At 37.9% G+C, this 428-nt stretch carries 1 pseudogene; it reads left to right on the plus strand.

Annotated features, from left to right (window positions below):
• Positions 1–428 (plus strand): annotated as a pseudogene (locus tag A9G44_RS13410) (hypothetical protein); the annotation flags it as partial.

Raw genomic sequence — 428 nt, forward strand, 5'->3', positions numbered from 1 at the left:
GATATGTACCCCTATACCATTCATTATCTTGAAGGGGAAATAGATCCTAACGATCCTTATGACAAAATCGCTGCTAATAACGAACTTAACTTAAAACTATCCCTTTATGCCAAAGAGGGATTATTTACCGAAGAGCTGGTCGGTCACGATGGCGACAAGCCACTATACCGCTATAATTTAACGGATGAAGGACGTAAATATCTTGGTAAAAAATGGAGTGCAACAAATTTCTGCTTTGGAAAAGTGGTGGTTGAAAAAATTGATGAGGTTGATGATCAAATGCAAGGGATGAGAATGGTGACTTTTTATTACCATATGGAAAACGTGCCAAACTGGATAAAAAATAAAGATATTTATAGTCTATATAAAGGCTATGGTGGTTTAGAGAAAGCCGTATTGGGGGGGAGTCCTAGGGGCGTACATTATTA

The sequence above is a fragment of the Gilliamella sp. Occ4-3 genome, from assembly GCF_001690675.1.
GTDB lineage: Bacteria > Pseudomonadota > Gammaproteobacteria > Enterobacterales > Orbaceae > Gilliamella > Gilliamella bombi.